20 protein-coding genes and 1 tRNA gene are annotated in these 24,413 nt (G+C 52.7%); 11 read left to right on the top strand and 10 right to left on the bottom strand.

What is annotated here, in order from left to right; all coding sequences use genetic code 11:
- Positions 1 to 22: 22 nt before the first annotated feature.
- Positions 23 to 802: a 3-hydroxybutyrate dehydrogenase gene (locus F7R27_RS00355; RefSeq protein WP_151702240.1), complete on the bottom strand. Its 780-nt coding sequence runs from the start codon at positions 800 to 802 to the stop codon at positions 23 to 25.
- A gap of 298 nt (positions 803 to 1,100) precedes the next feature.
- Here F7R27_RS00355 and F7R27_RS00350 point away from each other — a divergent pair, with 298 nt between their 5' ends.
- Positions 1,101 to 2,558 (top strand): sigma-54 interaction domain-containing protein, encoded by a 1,458-nt coding sequence (locus tag F7R27_RS00350; protein WP_151702239.1) that lies wholly within the window; start codon positions 1,101 to 1,103, stop codon positions 2,556 to 2,558.
- A 69-nt stretch (positions 2,559 to 2,627) separates the two neighbouring features.
- The gene (locus tag F7R27_RS00345) at positions 2,628 to 3,113 is read left to right on the top strand and encodes an FKBP-type peptidyl-prolyl cis-trans isomerase (RefSeq protein ID WP_151702238.1); all 486 of its coding nucleotides are present in this window, start codon (positions 2,628 to 2,630) and stop codon (positions 3,111 to 3,113) included.
- Positions 3,114 to 3,120: 7 nt separating this feature from the next.
- Here the strand turns inward: F7R27_RS00345 and F7R27_RS00340 are convergent, their stop codons facing one another.
- Positions 3,121 to 3,996, bottom strand: a complete 876-nt coding sequence (locus F7R27_RS00340; RefSeq protein ID WP_151702237.1) for a LysR family transcriptional regulator — start codon at positions 3,994 to 3,996, stop codon at positions 3,121 to 3,123.
- A 99-nt stretch (positions 3,997 to 4,095) separates the two neighbouring features.
- Between F7R27_RS00340 and F7R27_RS00335 the strand changes: the two genes are divergently transcribed.
- Positions 4,096 to 4,581: a PACE efflux transporter gene (locus F7R27_RS00335; RefSeq protein WP_151702236.1), complete on the top strand. Its 486-nt coding sequence runs from the start codon at positions 4,096 to 4,098 to the stop codon at positions 4,579 to 4,581.
- On the opposite strand, the gene F7R27_RS00330 is transcribed toward F7R27_RS00335, so the two are convergent.
- A complete protein-coding gene (locus tag F7R27_RS00330; RefSeq protein ID WP_151702235.1) occupies positions 4,554 to 5,552 on the bottom strand; it encodes a GGDEF domain-containing protein in 999 nt (332 codons plus the stop codon). The two genes, F7R27_RS00335 and F7R27_RS00330, sit on opposite strands and share 28 nt — an antisense overlap.
- A gap of 254 nt (positions 5,553 to 5,806) precedes the next feature.
- Between F7R27_RS00330 and F7R27_RS00325 the strand changes: the two genes are divergently transcribed.
- Both F7R27_RS00325 and F7R27_RS00320 read left to right on the top strand, forming a co-directional pair.
- Positions 5,807 to 6,769 (top strand): NADPH:quinone reductase, encoded by a 963-nt coding sequence (locus F7R27_RS00325; RefSeq protein ID WP_151702234.1) that lies wholly within the window; start codon positions 5,807 to 5,809, stop codon positions 6,767 to 6,769.
- A gap of 57 nt (positions 6,770 to 6,826) precedes the next feature.
- A complete protein-coding gene (locus tag F7R27_RS00320; protein ID WP_151702233.1) occupies positions 6,827 to 7,144 on the top strand; it encodes a hypothetical protein in 318 nt (105 codons plus the stop codon).
- On the opposite strand, the gene F7R27_RS00315 is transcribed toward F7R27_RS00320, so the two are convergent.
- Positions 7,145 to 8,770 (bottom strand): methyl-accepting chemotaxis protein, encoded by a 1,626-nt coding sequence (locus tag F7R27_RS00315; protein WP_168927388.1) that lies wholly within the window; start codon positions 8,768 to 8,770, stop codon positions 7,145 to 7,147.
- A 236-nt stretch (positions 8,771 to 9,006) separates the two neighbouring features.
- Here F7R27_RS00315 and F7R27_RS00310 point away from each other — a divergent pair, with 236 nt between their 5' ends.
- A complete protein-coding gene (locus tag F7R27_RS00310) occupies positions 9,007 to 11,595 on the top strand; it encodes an EAL domain-containing protein (protein ID WP_240776151.1) in 2,589 nt (862 codons plus the stop codon).
- A gap of 5 nt (positions 11,596 to 11,600) precedes the next feature.
- Here the strand turns inward: F7R27_RS00310 and F7R27_RS00305 are convergent, their stop codons facing one another.
- Both F7R27_RS00305 and F7R27_RS00300 read right to left on the bottom strand, forming a co-directional pair.
- The gene (locus tag F7R27_RS00305; RefSeq protein WP_168927387.1) at positions 11,601 to 12,821 is read right to left on the bottom strand and encodes an MFS transporter; all 1,221 of its coding nucleotides are present in this window, start codon (positions 12,819 to 12,821) and stop codon (positions 11,601 to 11,603) included.
- A gap of 148 nt (positions 12,822 to 12,969) precedes the next feature.
- A complete protein-coding gene (locus F7R27_RS00300) occupies positions 12,970 to 13,581 on the bottom strand; it encodes a LysE family translocator (RefSeq protein ID WP_151702230.1) in 612 nt (203 codons plus the stop codon).
- Positions 13,582 to 13,684: 103 nt separating this feature from the next.
- Between F7R27_RS00300 and F7R27_RS00295 the strand changes: the two genes are divergently transcribed.
- Positions 13,685 to 14,659, top strand: a complete 975-nt coding sequence (locus F7R27_RS00295; protein ID WP_240776150.1) for a GlxA family transcriptional regulator — start codon at positions 13,685 to 13,687, stop codon at positions 14,657 to 14,659.
- A 157-nt stretch (positions 14,660 to 14,816) separates the two neighbouring features.
- Here the strand turns inward: F7R27_RS00295 and F7R27_RS00290 are convergent, their stop codons facing one another.
- Positions 14,817 to 16,424 (bottom strand): sensor histidine kinase, encoded by a 1,608-nt coding sequence (locus F7R27_RS00290; RefSeq protein ID WP_151702228.1) that lies wholly within the window; start codon positions 16,422 to 16,424, stop codon positions 14,817 to 14,819.
- Between the two features lie 459 nt (positions 16,425 to 16,883).
- A complete protein-coding gene (locus tag F7R27_RS18885) occupies positions 16,884 to 17,012 on the bottom strand; it encodes a hypothetical protein (protein WP_276612550.1) in 129 nt (42 codons plus the stop codon).
- 255 nt (positions 17,013 to 17,267) lie between these two features.
- On the opposite strand from F7R27_RS18885, the gene F7R27_RS00285 reads away from it, so the two are divergent.
- Both F7R27_RS00285 and F7R27_RS00280 read left to right on the top strand, forming a co-directional pair.
- Positions 17,268 to 18,047, top strand: coding sequence for an ion transporter (locus F7R27_RS00285; RefSeq protein WP_151702227.1), 780 nt, complete (start codon positions 17,268 to 17,270; stop codon positions 18,045 to 18,047).
- Positions 18,048 to 18,062: 15 nt separating this feature from the next.
- Positions 18,063 to 19,262, top strand: coding sequence for a DUF4236 domain-containing protein (locus F7R27_RS00280; protein WP_151702226.1), 1,200 nt, complete (start codon positions 18,063 to 18,065; stop codon positions 19,260 to 19,262).
- Positions 19,263 to 19,553: 291 nt separating this feature from the next.
- Here F7R27_RS00280 and F7R27_RS00275 read toward each other — a convergent pair.
- A tRNA-Arg gene (locus F7R27_RS00275) sits at positions 19,554 to 19,630 on the bottom strand.
- A 223-nt stretch (positions 19,631 to 19,853) separates the two neighbouring features.
- Between F7R27_RS00275 and F7R27_RS00270 the strand changes: the two genes are divergently transcribed.
- A complete protein-coding gene (locus F7R27_RS00270) occupies positions 19,854 to 20,291 on the top strand; it encodes a c-type cytochrome (protein WP_151702225.1) in 438 nt (145 codons plus the stop codon).
- An 81-nt stretch (positions 20,292 to 20,372) separates the two neighbouring features.
- Here F7R27_RS00270 and rep read toward each other — a convergent pair whose 3' ends face one another.
- Positions 20,373 to 22,388, bottom strand: coding sequence for a DNA helicase Rep (gene rep, locus F7R27_RS00265; RefSeq protein WP_151702224.1), 2,016 nt, complete (start codon positions 22,386 to 22,388; stop codon positions 20,373 to 20,375).
- A 248-nt stretch (positions 22,389 to 22,636) separates the two neighbouring features.
- On the opposite strand from rep, the gene F7R27_RS00260 reads away from it, so the two are divergent.
- Positions 22,637 to 24,364, top strand: a complete 1,728-nt coding sequence (locus F7R27_RS00260) for a putative bifunctional diguanylate cyclase/phosphodiesterase (protein ID WP_151702223.1) — start codon at positions 22,637 to 22,639, stop codon at positions 24,362 to 24,364.
- Positions 24,365 to 24,413 lie beyond the last annotated feature (49 nt).

Raw genomic sequence — 24,413 nt, 5'->3', positions numbered from 1 at the left:
TCTTTTACCTCCCTTTCAATTCTCAGTGTGCCGTCCAGGCACCATCAATCGGCATGGATGTTCCGGTGATAGCCCGGGCAGCATCCGTGCACAAAAAATAAGCCAGTTCGCCTATTTCACTGGGCGCAACGAGCCTTGGATAAGGCGCCTTGCTCTGAATAAGGCCCAGTTTGGCCTCATCAAACGTAACGCCATGCTGTTTACTGTAGGCCTTGAACTGGTCGTTCAGCAGTGGCGTATCCGTCCACCCCGGGCAGATGGCGTTGGCAGTGATATTGTTTGCAGCCTGCTCCAAAGCAACCACTTTGGTCAGACCAATCAACCCATGCTTGGCTGCGCAGTAAGCCGACTTATGTACCGAGGCCACCAGTCCATGCACTGACGCGACATTGATAATGCGCCCCCAGCCATCGTCCAGCATCATGGGCAGGGCCTGTTGTGTGGTATGAAAGGCTGCGCTGAGATTAACCGCCATGATCTGATCCCACTTCTCAGCGGGAAAATCCAGAAGGGGTGAGGTAAACTGAATACCTGCATTATTGACCAGAATATTGATGCCACCTGCCTGGCCGATATCCGACATCATCTGGCGGATTTTTTCCGGGCGGCTGAGGTCTGCAGGGCAGTAAAGAGTGTTCACGGCATATTGCCCGGCCAGTTCACGGGCCAGCTCATCACCTTCCTGCTGAGGCTCCAGGCCATTGAGGACAATATCAATACCGTGGCTGGCCAGAACGCGGGCCGTTGCCAGTCCAATGCCGCTGGTGGAGCCGGTGACAAGTGCTCTTTTGGAATTTTTCATGCCAGAGTTCCTGTGTGCTTACGTTGATTTCACGATGCAGAAGTGATCAAAGTGCTGGAACAGCAGGCATAAAGAAGGTTGGCGCGTATCATGAGGATGTTCCTGTATTTTATTTATTGTTTCCTTCTAATAGAGCAGGGACCGTGCCATAAATAAAAAAACATTATATATCATAAACTTAACCGTATTGCCTTATTAGCAATGCCAGAAGGTGTCTATTATTCAAGACACTAATGTCTGGCATTCCAGACAGAAGTTGTCTATATATTCAGACACCCCCTCAGTCTGGATAATCGTCATGCCTATAACAAAAAGCACCTTGCATGAGGTCAGAAAAAAGGCACTTACCTTTCTCGCCGAGTCCTTCGAAGCCTTCTATGAATACGCAATTGCGGTGGATCAACAGGGCGTTATCTCCTGGATCAGTGATGGCTACATGGACTTTCTCGGCCTGGAGATGTCGCCGGTCGGACACCATATCACCGATATCATCCCCAACAGCTACCTGCCCCATGTTGTCACCAGCGGTAAACCTGTGTTTCTGGATCTGCTTTACATCCGCAGCCAGTGGGTGGTGGTCAGTGCCATCCCGCTGCAGGATGAACGGGGCAATATTGTCGGTGGCTTTGCATTTGTTGCCATAGAAAGCGCCTCCCACATGAAGCCGCTGCTGGCCAAATACAATGTTCTGCAGAGTCAGATCCGCGATGTCAGCCGCCAGGTGCCGACACGCAATGTGCGCTACCAGCTGTCACAGATTGCAGGGCGCAGTGAAGCGCTACGTACCATCAAGCATCAGATCCGCCAGGCTGCCCGCTATGACATCTCAGTGCTGCTCACTGGCGAAACCGGAACCGGCAAGGAGCTGTTTGCCCATGCCCTGCACGACCTGTCGGAGCGCTCAGGCAAACCCTTCATCTCCATCAATGTTGCAGCCATTCCGGAAAGCCTGATAGAAGCCGAGTTTTTCGGCGTCGCCCCCGGTGCCTACACCGGTGCGCAGAAAGAGGGACGCCCCGGCAAGTTCGAAATCGCAGAAGGCGGCACCCTGTTTCTGGATGAGATAGGCGATATGCCTCTGGTACTGCAGGCCAAACTGCTGCGAGCCCTGCAGGAACGCGAGTTTGAACGGATAGGTTCGAACAAGGTTCAGAAGGCGGATGTTCGCATCGTCGCGGCAACCAGTCGTGATCTCGGCGAAATGGTCGATGAAGGCGAATTCCGGGCCGATCTTTACTATCGCCTGAATGGCATGCCGATCCATCTGCCGCCACTGCGCGAACGTATCTCCGATATCGAAATGCTCAGTGAACGCATTCTGGATGAGTGTGCAGGAAGGCTGGGGCTGCTGCCCAAGGAGCTGACCAGCGGTGCACTCGACCTGCTGTGCCATCATGACTGGCCCGGCAATGTCCGCGAACTCTATAACGTGCTGGAGCGGGCCTGTATTCTCAGCGAGAACGATAACCTGATTGATATCACCAAAATACAGGATCTGCTGGGACCACGTCTCAGCAAGCCCCGCCCCCCGGTAGAAAAGGTACCGGAAAAGCCTGTTATGCCGACTCCGTCACAGCCACCCCGTCCGCTCAAGACGCAGCTTCAGGAAGCCGAGGCAGCAGCCATCGACGAAGCCCTGTGCCATACTCGTGGCAACCGTTCAGAAGCGGCACGCCTGCTGGGTATATCGCGCGCGGCACTGTACGAAAAGCTCAAGCACGGGCGTTACCAGAAGGGGGCTGATGCAGACAATTAAGCATCGTGTCTCGACCTTTAAGTGCTCACCGAGGATAATAACCGCTTAAACAGAACCATGAGGCATATGATGCAGATCACGAAAAACACCGTTGTTCAGTTCCACTACACCCTGACGGACGAAAACGAAGAGCTGGGCAGCTCTCACGGGCAGGAGCCGGTACTTTATCTGCAAGGCAGCCCCGGACTGCTCCCCGGACTGGTTGAAGCGCTCGAAGGCCACAGTGCAGGGGATGAATTCGATGTAACCCTGCCACCGGAAAAGGCCTATGGCCTGCGCCAGGAAGGTGCCATCGAAAAGGTACAGTTGAAACGCCTGCACGGTGCAAAGAAGTGGAGCCCTGGTATGCCGGCGCTGCTTGAAGTAGGTGAAAACGATTACCGCGACGTTACTATCGTCAAGGTCGGGCATTCCCAGGCTCAGGTCGATACCAACCATCCACTGGCTGGCAAGAGTCTGACCTTCAAAATCAGTATTGTCGATGTACGCGAAGCCTCGCAGGATGAGATTGCACACGGCCATGCACATGGTCCCGGCGGCCATCACCACCACTGACAGGCCTTTACGTCTGCTGCATCAACCGCTGCCTGAGCCAGGCAGCGGCCTTGCCCAGTGGACGCTGTTTATGCCAGACCAGCTCCAGCGCAACCGGCCAGTCCTGATCGTCAAACTCAAGTCTGGGTGATATCAGTCGTCCAGAGCGCAACCCCTCCTCGGCAATAGGTGCCGGCACAAAAGCCCAGCCCAGATTGCGCTGTACCAGCTCCACGATAACCCAATGGCTTTCCACCCACCAGACATCAGAGGCGACCCTCAAACGCACCTTCTCCTCGCTGTCATGTCGGGTAGCCACCATCAACTGCCGATAGCGTTTCAGGTCCTCCCAGCCAACAAGCTGATCGGCCAGTGGATGCTGTGCAGCACATACCACCTTCATCGGCACCCAGCCCAGTGCATGAAAACCCAGCTCAGTCGGCAATATCTCCTGACGCCACATGATGCCGAGATCAACCCTTTTCTCCAGCACCATATTGCTGACATCCTCAAGCAGTGGAAACAGCAACTCCAGCTCCACCTGAGGAAAGGTGCGTGAAAACTCATCCAGCAGCGCCCCCAGACGCGCCGAAGAGAACAGCTCATCCACCGCCAAAACCAGACGACTCTCTACCCCCTCGCCCAGACTGATCGCTATCCCCTTGAAGTGCTCGCAGCGCTCCAGAATCACACGCGCCTCCAGCAGCAGCCGCTCTCCGGCAGGAGTCAGTTGCGGAAAACGCCCCGAACGGTCAAACAGTTGATTGCCCAGATCTATTTCGAAACTACCGATACTGGCACTGACAACCGACTGCGCCTTTCCCAACCGACGCGCTGCGGCGGAGAAGGATCCCGCTTCAGCCGCGGCCACAAACACCTTTAGTTGATCCAGTGTAAAGCTCATCTATCTATTTTTCCGATACTATCTAACTTTATCTCTGAATATTAACAGATAGAATTGACCGGATTGAAGTGATTGCGACGTAATGGGGAGCATTGCAGCATGAGTCAGGTTTTAAGAAGCACAAAAGACAGGATACGGCATGCGCTGGGGTTTGAGCTGGTCGGTATTCTGATGCTGGCACCGCTGGCCAGCATGGTATTCGGCTACGAATTGGCGCAGATGGGTGTCCTCGCGGCTGCTGGCGCCACTCTGGCCACCATCTGGAACTATGCCTACAACCTGATGTTTGATCATGCCATGATCAGATGCCGCGGCAGTGTGATCAAGACCTGGCGCATCCGGGTGCTGCACGCACTCGCATTTGAGGCAGGGCTACTGGTACTGTTTCTGCCGATTGTGGCCTGGTATCTGCAGATCGGACTGATCGAGGCACTGATTCTGGATATCAGCGTTGCGCTCTTCTATGTTGTCTATGCGTTTATCTATAACCTGAGTTATGACTGGCTTTTCCCGCTGCCGGTTGCTCAGGGGCACTCAACGCGGACACAGGAAAGCATTCAGGCCAGTGCATCGGAGGTAACCTGAAATCGCCTGACAGTTCGATTACGCCCTTTGTTTTTGGCCTGGTAAAGTGCCATGTCACAGGCTTGCAGCCAGGCCTCCAGTGTTTCATCGGCCTGCAGCTCCGCAACCCCGAAGCTGCAGGTGAGATGAATAGAGCCACCAAATATTTTCTGCGCGATGCGCTCACGCAGTGATTCAGCCAACTGACTCGCCTGCTGCTCAGATGTCTCCGGCAGCAGAATCATGAACTCCTCGCCCCCGAAGCGAAACAGCTTGTCACAGCTTCTAATCCGTCCAGACACCAGACGAGCAAAGTCGATCAGCACCTGATCACCCACCAGATGTCCATGGGTATCATTGATCGATTTGAAATGGTCCAGATCTACCAGAATCAGACTGGCCGGTGTCTGATGTCGCTGTTTGAGCTGCAGTGCCGTATCGAGTGTTTCCTGAAGGCGGCGCCGATTCAACACACCGGTCAACTCATCCAGCCCTGCCTGACGCTCCAGCTCCGCCTTCTGCCGCCCGACGATAAAGGCAAAAATGCTCGCAAACACCATACAGATGGTGATACCGACGGAAAAGCGCACCACCAGCAACGGCTCTTCAACATTCAAAGCTGCCAGCAGGCAACTGATGGAAAAAATAATGCCGGTAATCAGGCCATGGGAAAGCCTGAAGGTGAAAAAAAATACGGATGCCATCGGAAAGGTATAGATCAGTCCTCGCAGCCCCACGGAGTAGCAGGCATAGACAATCGCCACAGACACTACCAGCACAAACCACTGGCGATACAACAGACTGTCGCGAAAGCGCAGCTCCTGGCGCAATGACAGCGTCACTGTGACGAATGCCATCAGCAGTATCAGGCCCAGCAAAAGGTCTCCCCAGATGAGGTGCCCGACTGCGAAGCCAGCCAGTGGCAACATTGCCACGATATGAAACAGAATCGAAATTCTACGCGGAAAGTTTTCCGAATGTATGGAAGTCAAACGCTACCTTCATGATTCGTATCAATCAGTTTGTCTTACTACCCACGGTTTCCGGTAACTGCACGTTGTTCGAACAGATTTAAATCGAACAAGGTATACCCTACTTATCCCTTGGTCTTATAGCATACCGAGATCAGCGAAGCGGCGCTATTCAAATATTTCATTGCTAATATCCGGCTGTTGCCAGCCGCCTGCCGGAAGACTACCCTGTAGTGTTTAACCCTGACATTCAACCCTGACGAGAGCGTTAAGACATGAAAGCGATGCGTAGCCACCAGCATGGTGATGTGGATCTATTGAATCTGGAAGAGGTTGAGCAGCCAGTTGCCGCAGATGAACAGATACTGGTTGCCGTCAAGGCCGCAGGGGTCAACCCGGTGGACACCTATATTCGTGCCGGCATCAATAACTATACCGCTAACTTTCCTCATACACCCGGCATGGACGGTGCCGGAGAGGTGGTTGCTGTCGGCAAGCTGGTCAAGGACTTCAAGCCTGGTGACCGCGTCTACTTCAGCCGCACTCTGACAGGTTCATCTGCCGAGTATGCCCTGCTGGACCCGGCAACCACCTTTGCCCTGCCGGATGCCATCAGTTATGACGAAGGCGCATGTCTGGGTGTGCCCTATACAACGGCCCATCGTGCACTGTTCGGCCGTGGTCAGGCACAGGCGGGTGAAACCGTACTGATTCATGGCGCAACCGGCGCTGTTGGCATCGCCTGTGTGCAACTGGCAGCAGCATCGGGCCTGAAAGTGATTGCCAGTGCCGGCACGGTTGAAGGCGAGGCACTGCTGAAACAGCAAGGGGTTGCACAGGTGATCAATCACAATGATGCGGAACATCTTGCCCAGTGGCAGCAGCCCGGTAACGGCTTTAACCTGATCATCGAGATGCTGGCAAATGTCAATCTGGACAGAGACCTCAAGGCGCTGGCACCCAAGGGACGTGTCGTCGTGGTTGGTAATCGTGGCACCATCGAGATCAATCCGCGTGATCTGATGGCACGAGATGCTTCTGTCATGGGTATGGCGTTATTCAATGTCAGCGCGCCAGAACTGCGACAGATAGGTCAGTCTCTGTATCCACTGCTGGCCAGCCGGATGCTGGAACCTGTGATACGCACCACCTACGCGCTGACCGAACTGCCCAAAGCACATCAGGATGTACTCAAACCCGGTGCTCTGGGTAATCTGGTCATCCACATTGCAGATTGATGCAACCCTCGCCCGGCATCTGACAACAGATGCCGGCTTTGATACTGATTGAACACCATGGCAAAACGTCCCACAAAAGCCGAAATAAGACGCGAGCTTGAGCGTGATATGCAGCGATACCTGTCGGAGGGAGGCCGGATTCTGTCCGTGCAATCAGGCTGTACTGGCCTCGCCGATGGCGCACCACTGCCGGCACCGGTTTTCAGCCCGCAACCACCTCAGCCTCGCACCCCCATTCCCGAAGTGATGGCCGCACTGGATGCGAGACGCCAGGCCGGCACGAAAAAACTCAAGCCACCCGTCAAGAAGCCTCGCAAGAAGATTCTTTATGATGACTTTGGCGAGCCCCTTCGTGAAGTCTGGGAAAACGACTGATCAGGTTTTAAAACGCTCAACCTCACGCTGCAGTTGCTGAGCCAGTTCAGCCAGCTGCTGGCTGGCCTGTGACGTCTGCTCCGCGCCACTGACAACCTCACTGACACTGCGAGAAACAGATGTGACGTTCTCGTTTATCTCATTGGCAACCGCAGTTTGCTCCTCGGTTGCAGTTGAGATCTGAACATTCATATCCGCGATAGCGCCCACCGATGCTCCAACGACCTCAAAAGCATCACCATTCTCTCTGGCCGAAGCCACACCTGCCTGAGCACGCTGAATTGACTGCTGCATCTCTTCAATCACTTTATGTGCTAATGCCTGCAGCGACACTATCGTATTCTGAATACGTTCGGTTGCCTGCTGGGTATTAGCCGCCAGATGCCTTACCTCATCTGCCACCACGCTGAATCCGCGTCCTGCATCACCAGCCCTGGCCGCCTCAATGGCCGCATTCAGCGCCAGCAGATTGGTTTGCCCGGCAATAGTCTCAATCACTTCCAGAACCTCTGTGATCTTCTGAATCTGATCACCAAGATCCTGAATATGGCCAGCAGACTCATCAATGCTGCCTGCCAGCGCCTCTATTGATCTGACCGAGTTACGCGAGCGCTCAAGACCCTGGCGGCTCTGCTCATTGGCCTGCTCGGCACTGAAAGAGGCATTCTGAGCATTCGCTGCCACCTCTGAGATTGCCGCAGTCATTTCGTTAATCGCAGTTGCTATCATGGTCGTCTGCTGCTCCTGCTCCTGAGCCGTACCACTGACCTGATGGCTGATGGCACTCATCTCCTCGGCAGCAGCAGCCAACTGATGAGTCGCACCAGACATATTCTTTATCAATGACTGAAAGTGATCCATCATCTGATTAAACTGTCCGCTGAGCCGTGCTATTTCATCTTTACCCTTGACCGGTACACGCTCTGTAAGATCCGAGTATGTTGCGATCTGCTGCATGGACGCTGCAAGCTGATTGATGGGCTGCTGAATCGAGCGCAAGATCATCAGCGCCAGCAAAGCAATTGCAAGCGTCACCACTACTCCGACAACCGTAAACAGCAGCTGATCCTTCTGATACTGTCGCTCAGCAAAGGCCCTCAGATTTTCTGCCTCCTCCAACTGCAGCTCTATCAATTCATTAATCGCCTCAGCCAGTGGCTCATACGCACCAAAGAGTTCATTATTGAAGGCCGATAGATCCATCAGTTGTAACTCTCCACTGGATGCGCGGCGCTGCAAACTCTCCTGAACACGCAAAACAGCGACTCGAATACGCTCTACCTCATCCGCTAGCTGCCGCTCACGATGATCCATCTGGGTCGTCAAAAAGCGCTGCCAGGCAGGATCACCCTGCTCGCTGGCTCGACTGAGCTCAGCATTCAAGGCGGGCAGATCTATCGTACCCGCCCGGTATTTCTGAAAAGCATCCACCGCTACGATTGAGTAGGAATCGGCTGTCACTTTAAGATCACGTAACGGAACAACTCTGTCCACAAACAAGGCATCCGTGTTGTTGCTGAGTACTTTCATATCACCAAGAGCGACGACAATACTCAATATAAGTGCGAGCAATGGGATAACGCTCAACATCATCAAGCGTGTAAAAACAGACAGATTTGAAAGCATGAGACTTCCCCATTGGCTTAGTTGAATTTTTTTCATACACTTTTTGCAGGGACATTATAGTGTAAAGATCAGTTTCATTAGAAGCTGCTTATATTTTATGCACGGTAAAACTAATTCTCATTACGTTTTCCTGATGGATAATTACTGTTCCCTGAGAGGAAAAATCAGATGCAGCCTCCTTGGGGGTATGTTATTAAATTAAATAACGAAGCTCAGATAGCAGGAGCAATTGGTGCATGATCCGGTCTCTCAGCAGGATGCTGCTGGCTGTTACGCTATTTACTGCACCTTCAGTTCACTCAGAGCCAATCGAACTGAAGGTGGGTATCTATGAAAATGAGCCCAAAGTCCTGCTTGGTCAGTCCGGGCAACCCTCCGGTATTCTAGGGGATCTGCTGGTCGAGATTGCACAGCGCGAAAACTGGCAGCTCACAGCAGTGCCCTGTGAGTGGGAAGCCTGTCTTGAGGCAATACAAGAGGGTCGATTGGATCTGCTACCCGATGTTGCCGAGAACGAAAGTCGGCGTCAGGAGATGGCTTTTCATACAATCCCTTCATTGCATAGCTGGTCACAGATCTATCGCCGTGGCGATGTTGTTATCGAGTCGGTGCTGGATCTGGATGGGAAGCGCATCGCGGTACTGGATGGCTCCATCCAGCTTGAGTATCTGCAGTCACTGGTTACTGGCTTCGATATCGACCTGAGCTTCGTGACCATCTCCAGCAATCAGGAGGTGCTGGCCAGCATTGCCCGTGGTGATGCCGATGTCATGGTGGCCAATCATCAGTTCGGCGACTATCACGCCCCTGACTACAATCTGCTGCCGACCAGCATCATGTTCCAGCCGGCACGGCTCTTCTATGTTGCCCCACTGGGGCAGCACCAACAGGTACTGGATCGGATTGATCGGTATCTTGATGCGTGGCGTGTCGATACTGCCTCCCCCTACTATCAGGTCATAAAACGCTGGAACGCTGGCATGAGTGACTCAACACTGCCTCAGTGGATTCTGGCAGGCATTGCGCTATTAACCCTTCTGCTGTTGATGGCAATGGGATTCACACTTCTGTTGCGATTTCAGGTGCGCCAGAAAACACATGCACTGCAGTCTAGCGAGCAACGCCTTGCAGCGATCCTTGGCAATGTCGAGGCCTATATCTATATCAAGGGGCTGGATTACAGCTATCAATATGCCAGCCCCAAAGTATGTGCGCTGTTTGGCGTCAGTGAGGAGGAGGTGCTGGGTAAACAGGATACGGATTTTTTCGATGCCGACACAGCCAGCCAATTACGGGAAAACGATCGCCTGGTTATTGAGGAGGGTGAGCGTGTTGTGGAAGAGGAACGAAACCAGTTGCCGGGAGAAAGCTCACCTAGATTCTTCCTGTCGGTAAAACTCCCGCTACGCCATCCTGATGGCACTATTTATGCTTTATGTGGTGTTTCGACAGACATCACCGAGAAAAGGCAGCAAGAGCAGGAAATTCACCAACTGGCATTCTTTGACAACCTGACCGGACTCCCCAACAGACGACTGCTGCAGGAGCGAATGCTGCACTCCATGGCGACCTGCATCCGCAAAAGCCAGGATGGCGCCATCCTGTTTATCGACCTGGATAACTTCCGCAACCTGAACGACACCCTGGGCCATCACTCTGGCGATATTTTTCTCAATACTGTTGCGCAGCGCCTGTCAAAGCATCTGCGAGAGGGTGATACGCTCGCCCGTATCGGCGGCGATGAGTTTGCACTGCTGCTGGAGGGGTTGGATGACCGCCGCGAACGTGCTCACCTTCAGGTCGAACATATTGCAGCTCAGATCCTGCAAGACCTGCAAGAGCCTTTCATGCTGCAGCAAAAACTCTACAGTGGCACAGCCAGCATTGGGGCTACACTCTTCTCCGACGCCTGGAATAACAGCAATGAGGTGCTCAAATGCGCCGAACTGGCAATGTATGAAGCCAAGAGTGCCGGGCGCAACCAGTTGCGACTTTTCGACCCTGTCATGCGTGAACAGCTGGAGCAACGATCAGAGATGGAGAATGGCCTCAGGCAGGCGCTGGCAGAGCACCAGTTTGAGCTGCATTACCAGCCTCAGTTGAATCGTCAGGGCAGGCTGTTGGGAGTGGAAGCGCTGATACGCTGGAACCACTCGCAACAGGGGATGATCTCACCGGCAGCCTTCATACCCACCGCAGAAGCCACCGGGCTGATTATACCTCTCGGGCGCTGGATACTGCGGACCGCCTGCGAGCAACTGGTGCACTGGTCCAGGCAGGAGCATACTGCCCACCTTCGCGTGGCGGTCAATGTCAGCGCCCGACAGATGCATGACCCCGGTTTTGTCGAAGATGTACTGAATATACTGGATCAGACCGGAGCCGATGCCAACCTCCTGGAGCTGGAGCTGACCGAAAGCCTGCTGATACAGGATGTTGAGCAGGCGATTGCCAAGATGAACCACCTAAAAGAACGTGGTGTGCACTTTTCGCTGGATGACTTCGGCACCGGTTACTCCTCTTTGAGTGCACTGAAAAGACTGCCCCTGGATCAGCTCAAGATCGACCAGGGCTTTGTCCGCGATCTGTTGACCGACCCCAACGATGCTGCGATCGTACGTACAGTCGTAGCATTGGGTCAGAGTCTTGATGTAAAAGTTATCGCCGAAGGCGTCGAGACTGAAGAGCAGCGCATCGCCCTTATTGAACTGGGTTGTGAAGCGTTTCAAGGCTATCTGTTCAGCCGTCCCCTGTCACGGGCCGACCTTGACTCACGCCTGAGTACCGGATTTCAGTACATGCCATCAACAACCAATACGCCATAATACGCTCAGACCGCCTGTTCCTGATAAGCCAGCTTAGCCATACGCCGCGGCGTCATCGGCAGATGCACAACCGCCGCCAACAAGGCCAGCAGAGCACTGGCAATCAGCGCCACATCATAAGAGCCGTACCATTCAAATGTCAGCCCCGCCCACCAGCTACCGAAAAAAGCACCTATCTGATGACTGAACATCACAATGCCGAATAGCGATGCGAGATTTCTGGTACCGAACAACTGCGCAATCGCACCACTGGTCAGCGGTACGGTGGATAGCCACAGCATCCCCATGATCCCCGCAAAGAGATACAGCACCTGATCCGTGATCGGCACCATCAACAGCATCAGAATCAGACACCCACGCAGCCCATAGATCCATACCAGCAACCAGGGCTTATGCCAGCGATCACCCGCCCAACCGACCACGATCACGCCGACAATATTCATCAGACCGATCAGCGCCAGCGAGTCGGCGGCCACACCGGGCAGCAACCCGCAATAGGCAACCAGACCCGCCATATGCACCGAAATAAACGCAATATGAAAGCCGCACACGAAGAACCCGATATTCAACAACTGGTACTCACGGAGCCTCATCGCCTGGCCTATCGCCTGCCAGTCAAAAATACGCAATGGGGGAGCATCCTTCTCCGGTGCCGGCTTTTCCTGATCCCTTAACAACCAGATCATCGCAAGGATCAGCACCGTGGTGGAAGCAAACAGCATGAAGGTATTGGCCCAGCCCTGAGACGGCGCATAGTAACCAAGCACAATGGCATACAGGAACTGCCCCAGTGAGCCACCTGCGCTGGCCACACCGAGTGCCAGCGTGCGCTTGTTGGCCGGAAAGCGCTTACCCACAGCAGCCAGCACTATCGGAAAGGTGGTAGCCCCTACGCCCACGCCGATCAGCAAGGCATTACCGATAAAGAACAGAGTACCACTTTGTGAAACAGCCGCTGCTACCAACCCGGCAAAATAGAGAAACGCCCCGAACAGCAGCACCTTTGCCGTGCCATAGCGCTCTGCCAGCGCACCGGCTACAGGCGATACCGCCCCCCAGAGCAGGTTCTGGATCGCAAAACCCAATGACAGCTCAGAAACAGTGACACCCAACCCCTGGCTGATATCCGGCACCAGCAAGCCCAGCGCCAGCCTGACCCCCATACTGTAGGCCAGCACGACGGCCGCAGCCATTACGATCCACCAAGGGTTGAGCTTTGTTGTCATCATCGTAAGCCGTTAATCAGTGATTGCTGATAAAACGCAATGATCACCGAAGCCGTGCATTTCAACAACCGGAATTTCGTCACCCACACAATTTTCACCCGGCTTGTGCGCAGTTAACTGTAGCCTCCACGCCCCTCTTCGCAGCACTTCAGCTGCTCAGAGGTAACCACGCACCAATCAGCATGAAAAGGCTGCCGCAGACACGGTTGAAACCCTTGCCACAGCGCCCCAGCCAGCCCGATACCCGGCTGGCAGAGCCAGCGATCAGCAGCTCGGTCAGGCACTCCACCACCACGAAGGTGGCCGCCATGATGACAAACTGCAACAGGAGATCTGCCTCAGGGTTGATAAACTGCGGCAGGAAGGCGGCAAAAAACAGAATCGCCTTGGGGTTCGCCAGTGCAGCCAGAAACCCCTGTCGCGCCATGCTCCAGCCACTCACCCTGACCATCTGTGTATCAATGCCACCGCCCGGCGCTGGTGCGCGCCACACCTGAATGCCCAACCAGACCAGATAAAGCCCACCGACAATCTTCATCACCAGCAACAACTCACTTGCAAGGCTCAACAGCGACGCGATACCGAACATCGACAGGCCGATGACAGCCGCAAAGCCCAGAGCGCCACCGGCGATGGTGGCCAGCGTTCGGGTCGGGCCATGCATCGCACCATGAGTCAGTGCCAGCAGCCCATTGGGGCCGGGGGTAAGAGATAAGCCAAGTGTGGCCACCAGATAGATAAGCCAGATTTCCAGAGTCATGTCACGCTCCTGAAGGTAATGAGCGCATTATGATCCTCTGACGGGTATCCGTATTGATAAAAACAAGACATTATAGAGTAATATCTGGACATAAGGAGTCATGATGCACACACCGGATGTCGGTTTTCTGCTGCTCCCCCTGCCGGGATTTGCCCTGCTGCCCTTCGGCGGCTTTCTCGATAAGCTGCGCTTCTCGGCCGACGATGAGGACCTCAGCCGCCAGCGTTACTGCCGTTGGCAGATACTCGGCCGTGAAGCCGATGAAACCATCATCGCCAGTTGTGGTGCCGAGATCCGGGTTCAGACTGTCCCCTCTGATCTGAACTGGTCAGACTACCAGTATCTGGTTATCTTCGGAGCACGCGAGGCCGAGCAGACTCGCCACCTGACACCCAGCTATCATCCACTGCTGCGCAGGGCCAGCGCCCATGGGCTGAGCCTGGTCAGTATCGATAATGCCTGCTTCATGCTGGCCGAAGCCGGACTCCTGCACAGACATCGCGTGGCCGTGCATTGGCGCCACGCACACGAATTTGCCACCCACTTCTCCAGCATCAGTATGACCACCGAGCACCTCTACCTGCTGGATGGCCAGCGCATCAGTTGCGCAGGGGGCAGCGCCGCCATCGACCTCGCCACCGAACTGATCAGCCGCCACTGTGGCCGCGAGCGCGCCCTGAAAGGGCTGGCCGATATGCTGGTAGATGAAACCCGGGACACAGGGCACCGTCTCAAATCTCTGCAACCAGAACCGGATGCCAACCGCCATCTGATCAGGGCACTGGCCCTGATGCGGCAATATCTGGGTACTCCCATGAATATGGATAAACTGGCGGCACAGGTCGGCGTCGGCAGACGCCAGCTGGATCGACTCTTCATGAGCCGCTTCAACTGCACAGCCCGTGCTCACTGGCAGGAGATGCGCCTGCAACATCTGGCCTGGCGCCTGCAGCATACCCATCATCATCTGGCACAACTGGCCGAAGAGGTGGGTATGCCGGATGTGGGATATCTGAGTAAATGCTTCAAGAGACGGTTTGGGGTGACGCCAACGGTGCATCGGCGACGGAGCAGTTAACTGGATGTAATCCGGAAGTATTTTCCTGGAACGTTGAGCCATCCAGAAAGATGCGCCCCAGTAAGGGCAGTTGCAACTCCTCTACCATCTGGACACTTTGCCCAAAGCAGTCACCAAATCTGACACGAACTAAACAATCCATGGCTAAATGCGTAAATCAGGATCTAGACAAGGGCACGATGATAATAGGCAATTCAAACCAAAAACACGCACCTTGGCCTGGCGCATCCTGGTATCCGATACTGCCGCCCATTGCCAATATCAATTCGCGGGAAATGGCCAATCCTAAACCGGTACCGCCTTTTGGGCGAGTATTAGAACCATCAGCTTGACTGAATCGTTCAAAAAGCCGAGTCTGGAATGCTCTGGAAACGCCCGGTCCTTGATCGCTAACGCTAACTCGAACCGTCTGACCGGTCAGCTCTGCAGCCAAAGTGACGATGCCATCGGGGGGCGAAAATTTAATCGCATTAGACAGCAAGTTGGCGAGTACCTGCATCAATCGCTGTCCATCTACATTGACTTCGATTGGCTGATTTAGCGAGAGAAGCCTCAGATGTATGGTTTGCTTTTTCTCATACGTGCTGTGCGCGGCAATAGCTTGTTCGAGCAAGGGTGTTAAAGGCTGCTGCTCGAACTGGTATTGCATTTGCCCGGCGGCCATTTTCTCGAAATCGAGCAAGTCATTGATTAGATACGTCAGGCGCTTACTGTTTTGGTTGGCAATGTTTATCATCTCGGCAGCTTTGTCCGGCAAGATGCCAAAGATGCCACCGCTAATCAAACCTAACGCACCAGAAATAGCCGTCATGGGGGTTCGTAATTCATGACTTACTGTGGCGATAAATTCGTTTTTCATGCGCTCAATGCGCTTTCTCTCACTGATATCTCTTAGGATGCAAAGATACTCAAGCTTTCCGATATGGGTTATTTCAGTCACAGTCAACTCCAGCGGAAACAGGTGTCCATCAGATCGTAAGCCTTCTACCTCTCTGCCTATGATCGGCCCTACTTCGGTGGTCTGATAGTTGAACAAGTCACTGTTGTCAGCTTCGCTATGCGGGCTGGGCATTAACATGCTGACATTCTGCCCAATTAACTCTTCGGGCTGGTAGCCGAAGCAGCGCTGTGCTGCGGGGTTGGAATATTGAATTATACCAGCAGCGTCAATGGTCATGATGCCGTCTAACAAGGTGTCCAGAATAGTTTGAGTATGCTCAGCTTGCTCCTCAACCTGAATCGTTTTACGTTTCAGTAAGTCTATGGTGGAAAAGGCGACATAGGCGATCACACAGCTGTACACCAGAATCGTCCAGACTCCGGTGGCCCAGACTAACGGATCTGCTGCATAGTCATGAAAGCTGAGTTTGAATGTCAGTGTGCCCGATACCCACGCGATGCCAATCAGTATCAAGCATATGCCCTGTAATCCCCAAATCATCAACATCCAACGCAAGGGAAGAAGCAAGGCGGCAATAAAGGTAACGAACACAAACGCAACCTTCGCATCAGCCGCAGGACCCAATCCGATATAACCAGCTAGTCCACCGGAAAAAATGAAACCCAATAACAAAAGACAGCGGACACGGTAGGCTATGAAGCGCCTCACGAACACCAGTCCCCAAACGCCTGCCACTAAAAACAGGTGCAACCACATGAACGGCTGCCAACCCATAGTAACAGCACGCAATGACGACAGACCGATACCAATCAGCATCGACCAGGCTATCAGCAACACAATATTATCGAGCAGCGCTTCCCGCAACGCATCAACATCTTGCTTAGGTGAAAGCGCTCTTGGTTTTATGTGCTTAAACTGCTCTGTTATCCAGCGTTTTATAACGTCACTCCTGCAATGTTCAGATGTAATCGATTGTAATATTGTAATAAGACCCTTAATTCTATTTACACATGCTCGCAATCAAGGCTTTCAGCTAATCCTCACCGATGTATTGGACTGAAACAGTAACGCTTCAAGCAGTCCAGTAGAGCATATTCAATAATCAGTTTTACTAGTCATTAACACCTGTAAAACCACCCTTGATAGCGAGGCTATCTTGCCAATAGGACGAGACCACAAGAAGTATAAGCTACCATTTCACTTTGGTGTCAAGCGCCCAGCTGCCCCCCTGATTCTACCCTCTTAGTTTCAATTACCTGGACCGCCACTTCACCAGTGAAGCGCATCAACCATAGCCGTTTCGATAAACACACCAGGCTGAATCTAAGCATCAACCAGACGTGCCCATGCCAGTGCATCAGACTTGAGCGTGAAGGACTTGGCTTGCGGCTTATGTCCTTTAACCCGAACCTGCGCCCACCACTTGCTGCGTAACTTTCTGACTGTTGTCATCGCCTGCTCCGACAAATCATAATCAAGTTGTTAAGATGATGACGATTCTAGGAGAGCGGTCACGCGGTGTCGGGTGAAAATGCCGCCCAGTGTGATCAGATTGTGACCGGTACAGTAATTACAGCAGTGCTGGCGCTGGTAGTGCAGATGGGATGACCACTAACGAAGGGCTTCACTGAGCGCTCCTGATGTTCTATCTTGCTAAACTGAGTAGGTTAGACACTCCAGGCACCACGCTCAGCATGAAGGCTAATCATGGATCAGATAATCAAAAAATCATTTCGCTACCAAGTATATGAGCAATTAGACCCTACAGCTAAAACGAATGGCCTTTCTATGCTTAACAAGGTCATTATTGCCATCATATTTGTGGCTGTCATCGTTGCCATCCTTGAAACTGAATCCACTGTTCGAAGCCTAAGTCCCAGCTTGTTTATCTATGCTGAGTGGTTCTTTGCAGCGCTGTTTTCAGTTGAGTACATTTTTCGTGTTTATGCTGCTGGTGAACGAGAGGTGTACAGGGGTTTTACTGGTCGAATCCGCTACATCTTTAGCATTTGGTCAATAATTGATCTATTGGCGATACTACCCTTTATCCTGACGCTCGGTTCTTATAATGGATTTTTACTAAGGCTTTTCAGAATTCTTCGACTACTGAGGCTCGCACGTATTGGAAGATTCACAAGAGCTGTCGATGCGATTATTGAAGCGATGCGTTCAAGGTCATATGAACTCACGATCAGCTTATGTGCAGCAATTTTTTTGTTGTTATTTTCCGGAACCTGTCTATATCTCCTGGAAGGATCATCTCAACCTGATGATTTTGGCAGCATTCCACGCGCTCTCTGGTGGAGCATTGCTACCTTAACAACAGTAGGGTACGGCGATGTCACACCCATTACAGCCACAGGTAAATTTTTTGCAGGTCTGACGGCGCTCACTGGTATAGGCATGATAGCTATTCCAACTGGTATTTTGGCCTCGGCGTTTAGCGATGCTATTCAAAAATGTAACGGCAACTCAAAAACACAGTAATCGACAGGGAACATTATGTCATTCAGATTTCAACGCCGAATACGTATTGCACCAGGTTTAAACCTAAACCTCAGCAAGTCTGGTGTGGGCTTATCTGCTGGAGTCAAAGGTGCGACTGTCAGCGCAGGAAAACGAGGCCTTTATGGAAATCTTGGCCTACCCGGAACAGGCTTGTCCTATCGTAGTAAATTGAACAAACATGAAAGTCGCCGGCAGCCAACCCCTGCCACACATTTGAAGAACTATCTTGAAGCTGGTAATGAACTTGCTGTCAGAGTATTTGTAGAGTCTGACGGTGACGTCACGATTCAAGGAATGCATGGAGAGGCCTTCAATGATAGTGAGCTAAGCGTCATCAGAAAGTACCTTGGTGACACAATAAGAAATGCCCTTGTATCCCATTGTGAAGTGATGAATAGCAGCCTAGAAGAGCTTAAAAATATCCACAAAGGTACGTTACCTGCCTCTAACCATCCAAACTATGAACCTAGACCATTTGAAAACCCTAAGCCTTCTCAGTCAAAACCGCTAAGTTATGGGCTTTTAGGATTCATTTGGCCGCCTCAAAAACGCCGTATAACTGAGTTAAATCAATTAATTGAGAAAGAAAACATAGCGGCACTCAAGCGCTGGAACTCTGAAAAAAAGAAACACTTTGAGTTAGAAGAAAAGCGCAAAAAGCTTGAAACAGAAGATATTTTTGAAAGCCAAGACGCACTAGCTGCGGTACTTGAGTATTATCTATCTGATATTGAATGGCCTATAGAAACGCTGATAGATTTTGACTTTGGCGATGATTCAAGCACCGTTGCTATAGACATAGACCTGCCCACTGAAGATCAATTTCCTGATATTGAATACAAAGTACCTGGACGACAATTAAAAATCTCACGCTCACGGAGCAATACAACCAAGCGACGAGGAATGTATCGTGATTATGCTCATGGTGTTGCTCTTCGCATTGCAGGTTTGATCTTCAATCATTTACCTCCAGTCAATGCATGTGTGATTTCAGCCTATACTCAAAGTGACGAAGACGACGTTTATCTCTATAGCGTTATAGTTCATCGAGACGAATGGGAGAAGCTGGATTTTGGTTCATGGAATGAGTCTGAACCTGTCACGTTATTTGATCACTTTACGTTTGCTCGTAACATGACCAAGACAGGTATTTTCAAGCCAGTAACACCACTAAATATTGATAGCTTAAGTTAAAGCACTGGAACATTGAATAAATGCCCTAACTTTAATGGGTTTTGATGAAAATCATCACGAAGGAAAACACGTGAAAAAGTTACTAGCTTTAGCGTTAATTCTGCTTTTCAGCAGCAGCCTTGCATTTGCACATGGGGGTGGTTGTCGCAAAAGCTCTCCACCTGGACAGTGCTGCCATATGGATAACAGCACAGGTGTAGTTCATTGCCACTAACTGACAACTGATCACGCCCTGCACTAAGCTTCAGAAACAAGGCTGAAGTAAAAAGACAAAAGAGGGGATAAGCAAGATGGCGCGCCCGGAGGGATTCGAACCCCCGACCAACAGGATCGGAACCTGCTACTCTATCCAGCTGAGCTACGGGCGCGTAGGCTGGTGTTACAGGGCGCTAATCTTACGCAGGTATGATCATTTTGCCAAGTCCTGGCGAATAAGATCTGAAATGCCGCATTTCCGTATGGCTATTAAATCGGTATAATCGCCAGTCAAAATATGAGCAGCCTTGTCTGCACCTGAAGCCTTGGGCTGACGCAGGTAGCGGGACAGGTAAATCTGCTACCGGTTTTCTTATGATTGATGAGGTCGTGACTGTGAACAAATTTGCTGCAAAAGCTGCATCCGCACTGTGCACACTGGGACTGGGTCTGGTGTTGGCCGGCTCGATTCATGCTGCTACTGATCGTGATGCGATCATTGAGCGCATCAAGCCTCATGGCAATATCTGTCTGCAGGGTGATGAAACCTGCGGCACTGCTGCTGCCGCTGCTGCCCCAGCCGCTGCAACGGCTGGCCGTACCGGTGAGTCTATCTACACACGCAGCTGTGCTGCCTGCCATGGTTCTGGTGTACTGGGTGCACCCAAGTTCGGTGACGGCCAGTTGTCTGCACTGAAAAATGAAAAAGGCATGGAAACCCTGCTGGCCAATGCCATCAACGGTATTAATGCCATGCCTGCACGCGGCACTTGCGCTGACTGCTCTGATGAAGAGATCGAAGCCACCGTCGAGTACATGCTGGCTAACGACTGATCCTTTTCAGTTACTGCGAAGGTCAGACGGTCATACGATCGCCTGACCTTTTTCTGTTACATAATTTAAAAATTACAGAGTTCAGAAGTCGTCCAGCAGGCCCTTGAGGCTACTGATGGTCGCCCGACCACGGGCCTTGTTTATCTCTGGGGAGCTTTCCCCCAGGCCTTCCGTGACCAGATCTTCTGCCGGTAGCTCATCAAGGAATCGACTCGGCGCGCAGTCTATCCATTCACCAAACTGCTTACGCTTCTTGGCCAGCGTCATGGTCAGTGTTTCTCTGGCTCTGGTGATACCCACATAGGCCAGGCGCCGCTCCTCCTCGATGGTATCGCCCTCAATACTGTTTCGATGCGGCAGCAACTCCTCCTCCATGCCCATCAGAAACACATGCGGAAACTCCAACCCCTTGGAAGCATGCAGCGTCATCAGTTGTACCCTGTCCGAGTCATCCTCTTCCTCCTGACGATCCAGCAGATCAAGCAGCAGCAGACGGGCTATCGCTTCCTGAATACCGGCATCCGGGTCTTCTTCCTGCAGCCGCTCCAGTGTCGCCTTGAGTGACTCAACCAGAAACCAGACATTCTGCATCCGCTTCTCAGCCACTACGTCACTGGAGCTGCCCTGTCGAATCCAGCCTTCGTAGTCCATATCCAGAATCATCTCGCGCACCGCTGCGATCGGGTCACCCTCATGGCACAGTCTCAGCAGATGCTGCATCCAGCGACAGAAGCGTTGCAGTCGGGTAATCGCCTGTGCCGGCAGCACCTGCTCCAGCCCCATCTCGTCACAGGCGTCGAACAGACTGATCAGGCGTGAGCTGGCGTACTCACCCAGATGCTGCAGCGTGGTGGGCCCTATCTCTCTGCGTGGAAGGTTCACAATGCGCAGAAACGCGTTGTCATCCGCAGGATTGACCAGCAGCCGCAGATAGGCCATCAGATCCTTGATCTCAGCTCGGGCAAAGAAGGAGGTACCGCCGCTGATCTTGTAAGGCACCTGAAAATGCTGCAGCTTCATCTCCAGCAGACGCGCCTGATGGTTGCCCCGATAGAGCACGGCAAAGTCTCGAAAAGGGATCCTCTCACGCAGATGACGATCCATGATCTCGGTGGCAATACGCTCCGACTCTGTCTCATCATTGCGGTTATAGATGATGCGGATCGGCTCGCCAAAGCCCTTGTCGCTCCAGAGCTTTTTGTCGAACACGTGCGGGTTGTTATCGATCAGGGTGTTGGCTGCCTTGAGGATGCAACCGGTCGAACGATAGTTCTGCTCCAGTTTGATCACCTTGAGGCTGGGGAAGTCCTCCTGCAACTGCCCCAGATTCTCGGGCCGTGCACCACGCCAGGCATAGATCGACTGATCGTCATCACCCACCACCGTAAGGGCATTGCGATGCCCGACCAGCTGCCTGACCAGTCGATACTGCGACAGGTTTGTATCCTGATACTCATCCACCAGCAGGTAACGTATCCGCCCCTGCCAACGCGTCAGCACATCCGGATGTTGTGAAAAGAGTCGTACCGGCACCAGAATCAGGTCATCAAAATCCACGGCATTATAGGCGCGCAGGGACTTCGCATAGGATTCGTAGGCACGGGCGGCCAGTATCTCATCCGGAAGCGCCGCCTTGGCCAGCGCCTGATGCGGCTCCAGCATGTCGTTCTTCCAACTGGAGATCTGGTGCTGCACCATACCCACCTGCTCAGCATCTTCATCATGGTGCAGCAGCAGGTCGCGCAACAGCGCCTTGCTGTCCTGGTCATCGAAGATGGAGAATCCAGGCTTGAGGCCCAGCGTTTTGTGCTCGCGCCGGATAATGTTGAGGCCAAGGTTGTGGAAAGTAGATACGGTCAAACCGCGGCTGTCACACCCCTGCAACAGTTGCATGACACGCTCCTTCATTTCACGGGCAGCTTTATTGGTAAAGGTAACCGCCGCTATATGCCGGGCACTGATATCACACTCTTTGACAAGGTAGGCAATCTTGCGGGTGATCACGCTGGTTTTACCCGAACCGGCACCTGCCAGTACCAGCAGTGGGCCGCCGATATAATGCACTGCATCTTTCTGCCGTGGGTTCAGTTTACTCATAAATTATTACAGGCCTAAATAATTTTGGATATCAGCCGATAAGCTTGGAAAGATCATGCATCACTCAAACAAGATTCGTCACCGCATTGATCATCAAACAGCTTTTAAACGTTTGTTTGAATTAGATATGTGACATGTTAGGCTAGGGTAATATACACTGACATTAAAACTCAGTTATCGTTAAGCTTGTAGCCTGCCGGTCGCCATCCGACAGCGGGTCAGACAAACCTACAGAGGTAACCGGCAAGATGCTAGCAGTAGAGCAGGCCCTTTTACATCCTGGTTGCAGACTCGTGCTGATCGACCCGGATGCCATGGCGATACAGCGCCTGACTGCACTACTGCCACCTGCATGTAATCTGCTGTTGTTTCCATCCCTTGATATCGCCGACGCAACCCTGAGAGAACAAGAGCCAACTATTCTGCTGCTGCATGAAAATGCCATAGACAAGGCCGACCAGACACCTCTTGACCACAGCGAGCAGTATAACGGAATTCCGCTGATAGTTTTACTGGAACAGAACACGCCAGAGCGTCTTGAGTACCTGCTGCAACACCCTCTGAATGATTATCTCAACCTTGATCAACTGGATGCTGCCACACTCTTCCGCGTGCTGCGCTATGCCTCTGCAAACCTGCGCAATCACAAGGCGCTGTTTGAGATTCAGACGACAGATCCACTGACAGGCACCGGCAATCGACAGTATTTCTATAGTCAGTTGCAGAGCGCACTGAAGCGGCTTGATCAGGGATTCAAGGTTGCCCTGTTTGCCATCGATATCGATAACTTCAGCGCCTTCAACAACAATATGGGCCATGATGCCGGTGACCGCGTTGTACTGGAGCTGAGTCGACGTCTGCGCCGTTGCCAGGGCGGTTCACACCTGGCACGTATCGGCAGTGACGAATTCACGATCATACTGATTGTTCGCCCGGAGGATTCTCTGCAGGAAGCCACGCAGCAGATGACCGAGCAACTGATAGAAGCGATGATACCCGGCTATCAGATCGATGAGCGTGAAGCGACCATCAGTTGCAGTATCGGTATCGCACAGGCTCCGGTGCATCATCATGAGTTTGATGCGCTGATCCGCTTTTCCGGACTTGCGCGATTGCGTGCCAAGAAGCTCCGCGGCCACAGCTACGCCATCTATGATCCACAGCAGGACAAGGAGGGCGGTACAAGCATCGCGCTGGAACCCGAGCTTTGGCGGGCCTTGCAGCAGGAGGAGTTCCGCCTCTATTACCAGCCACGCATCAACCTCAACACGGGCGATATAGTCGGCGCCGAAGCGTTGATTCGCTGGCACCATCCCACTCGCGGCCTGATTACACCCGATACGTTTATCCCGGTCTGTGAGCAGTCGGGCCTGATTGTGCCGATCGGTTACTGGGTCATCCAGCGTGCCGGCAAGGATATGAAACTGATGCGTGATGCTGGCCTGCGCGGTTATGTCGGCGTCAACCTCTCCTTCCGCCAGTTTCAGGATGGCTATCTGGCCAACACGATCGAGCGTCTGATTCACAAATACAATATCGACACCACCATGCTGGAGTTTGAGCTGACCGAAACCGCTCTGTTCAGTGATGAGGTGCATGTCCGTCAGTGCATGGAGTCACTCAGCGCGCTTGGCGTCGAGTTTTCTCTGGATGATTTCGGGACCGGTTATTCCTCCTTCTCACTGCTGCAGAAACTGCCGATCTCGACACTTAAAATCGACAAATCTTTCATCTCAGGCATACCCGGCAACAAGGATGATGAAGAGATAGTCCGAACGATCATCAACCTGGCCAAAAACCTGCAGCGCAAGGTGATCGCCGAAGGCGTTGAAACCCAGGACCAACTGGAGTTTCTGCTCCTGCATGGTTGTGATCTTGCCCAGGGTTATCTGTTCAGCCGTCCTGTCAGCCTCGAAAAATTCCTCGCCATGCTTATCCCCGCTCAGCCGGAGCAAGATGCCATGCTGGAGCAATAAACAGCAAGAGCTCCAGATGCTCAGAGCCCGAGCCCGAGCCAACACTTGC

Origin of the sequence: Nitrincola alkalilacustris (genome assembly GCF_008973755.1) — a bacterium.
Taxonomy (GTDB): Bacteria; Pseudomonadota; Gammaproteobacteria; order Pseudomonadales; family Balneatricaceae; genus Nitrincola; species Nitrincola alkalilacustris.
This window is presented reverse-complemented; position numbering and strand designations above follow the sequence as displayed.

Excerpts from the sequence above, each read along its gene's own strand:
- F7R27_RS00300 (WP_151702230.1), bottom strand. The coding sequence starts at position 13,581 with ATGACTCTGGAAATCTGGCTTATCTATCTGGTGGCCACACTTGGCTTA.
- F7R27_RS00325 (WP_151702234.1), top strand. The coding sequence starts at position 5,807 with ATGAAAGCGATGCGTAGCCACCAGCATGGTGATGTGGATCTATTGAAT.
- F7R27_RS00355 (WP_151702240.1), bottom strand. The coding sequence starts at position 802 with ATGAAAAATTCCAAAAGAGCACTTGTCACCGGCTCCACCAGCGGCATT.
- F7R27_RS00295 (WP_240776150.1), top strand. The coding sequence starts at position 13,685 with ATGCACACACCGGATGTCGGTTTTCTGCTGCTCCCCCTGCCGGGATTT.
- F7R27_RS18885 (WP_276612550.1), bottom strand. The coding sequence starts at position 17,012 with ATGACAACAGTCAGAAAGTTACGCAGCAAGTGGTGGGCGCAGGTTCGG.
- F7R27_RS00350 (WP_151702239.1), top strand. The coding sequence starts at position 1,101 with ATGCCTATAACAAAAAGCACCTTGCATGAGGTCAGAAAAAAGGCACTT.
- F7R27_RS00340 (WP_151702237.1), bottom strand. The coding sequence starts at position 3,996 with ATGAGCTTTACACTGGATCAACTAAAGGTGTTTGTGGCCGCGGCTGAA.
- rep (WP_151702224.1), bottom strand. The coding sequence starts at position 22,388 with ATGAGTAAACTGAACCCACGGCAGAAAGATGCAGTGCATTATATCGGC.
- F7R27_RS00320 (WP_151702233.1), top strand. The coding sequence starts at position 6,827 with ATGGCAAAACGTCCCACAAAAGCCGAAATAAGACGCGAGCTTGAGCGT.
- F7R27_RS00285 (WP_151702227.1), top strand. The coding sequence starts at position 17,268 with ATGGATCAGATAATCAAAAAATCATTTCGCTACCAAGTATATGAGCAA.
- F7R27_RS00310 (WP_240776151.1), top strand. The coding sequence starts at position 9,007 with ATGATCCGGTCTCTCAGCAGGATGCTGCTGGCTGTTACGCTATTTACT.
- F7R27_RS00305 (WP_168927387.1), bottom strand. The coding sequence starts at position 12,821 with ATGACAACAAAGCTCAACCCTTGGTGGATCGTAATGGCTGCGGCCGTC.
- F7R27_RS00335 (WP_151702236.1), top strand. The coding sequence starts at position 4,096 with ATGAGTCAGGTTTTAAGAAGCACAAAAGACAGGATACGGCATGCGCTG.
- F7R27_RS00260 (WP_151702223.1), top strand. The coding sequence starts at position 22,637 with ATGCTAGCAGTAGAGCAGGCCCTTTTACATCCTGGTTGCAGACTCGTG.
- F7R27_RS00315 (WP_168927388.1), bottom strand. The coding sequence starts at position 8,770 with ATGCTTTCAAATCTGTCTGTTTTTACACGCTTGATGATGTTGAGCGTT.
- F7R27_RS00280 (WP_151702226.1), top strand. The coding sequence starts at position 18,063 with ATGTCATTCAGATTTCAACGCCGAATACGTATTGCACCAGGTTTAAAC.
- F7R27_RS00345 (WP_151702238.1), top strand. The coding sequence starts at position 2,628 with ATGCAGATCACGAAAAACACCGTTGTTCAGTTCCACTACACCCTGACG.